The 1,139-nt window shown below is 40.5% G+C and carries 1 protein-coding gene; it reads right to left on the bottom strand.

All coding sequences use genetic code 11. From position 1 onward, the window contains the following. Positions 1-314: 314 nt before the first annotated feature. Positions 315-830 (bottom strand): hypothetical protein, encoded by a 516-nt coding sequence (locus tag BLT07_RS20645; RefSeq protein WP_175455402.1) that lies wholly within the window; start codon positions 828-830, stop codon positions 315-317. Positions 831-1,139: the final 309 nt, after the last annotated feature.

Genomic DNA, 1,139 nt, shown 5'->3' with positions numbered 1-1,139 from the left:
CAAGGCATAATAATTTGATTTTAATCTCAAATTATAACCTTAAAAGTGTAAACTATGTCCCTTTAACTTTGTAAAGGATGTCCCTTTAACGTACCCAAATGGTGCCTAACGCCCGAGCTATGGCAAGTAGGGCGGTTGGCAAGGACCAGCCGAGGCGCCAGAATCTTAGCCAAAGCTTTTGCATTTTGTGACTATCTTTTTTTTCTGTTGCCAAATCAAAAGATTTGGCGGTGCCAGTAAATAGGCCCAAGCCAATGGGAATAGCACTTAACGCCCTATTTGCTATAGGTTTTGTTGTGCGCTGGCTTTTCCGCTCAGTAGTTAGCTTTATTTACGCTGAAGATATGTGTTTTACCAGTATTGTCCACATAAACATATTTATAATACTTTGTGTTCATAGTCAAACTAGAAAATTTGTACCAAGTGTCTTTTTCCAGTTTTCCGATTGTCCGCGATTCCACACCATTCAGATTCCAATTCCAGCCATTGTCTTTATCGAAAAAGACCTTGCCCTCCATATAAGGTTTTTCGGAATTGTTTTGGCCCCAGTAACTACTTGAGAAAGAACTGTCATTTGCGAGAGTATTCTCAAAATCCCAAAACAATGAATTTTTGATAAAACCTTTCGAAAAAACGTCCATACGGTCGTCTAGAACAATCATTTTGTCAATCCTGATAGCGTTATTATACTCTCCGTCCCAATGGTCATTCACGATGTATGCGTCGGTAATTTCAATGTTCTTGCCGAATCTAAAATGATTTGGATTTACCGCAAATATTGCAAGTCCAATTAAGAGTCCGATTAATATTATTAACGATAGCTTCTTCAAGTATGTTTCTTTTTTTTTCAGCTTGTTGTCAACGGCTCGGCTATGCTCAGTGCGGGACTGCACGATACTGCTTTTCCCCCACGCAATAGCCAAAATCTTTTTGTTTTGGTTTTATCCTGTCCCGCGAAAAAGCAAAATCCAAAAGATTTTGCGGTGTTCGTCGACACGCCCAGACCAATGGGTTCAGCACTTACGCCCGCATTGAGTATAGCCGTTGTGCCTGTTGCACAAGTTATGAAAAAAAGCGGTCGTGATCATTGCCGATCCGGGAATCGATCGTAACTTTAGGTATGCAAGGAAAAAAGGGCT

The sequence above is a fragment of the Pricia antarctica genome (assembly GCF_900101815.1).
Taxonomy (GTDB): Bacteria; Bacteroidota; Bacteroidia; order Flavobacteriales; family Flavobacteriaceae; genus Pricia; species Pricia antarctica.
Note: the sequence above shows the minus strand (reverse complement) of the source record. Positions and strands in the feature narration are given on the sequence as shown.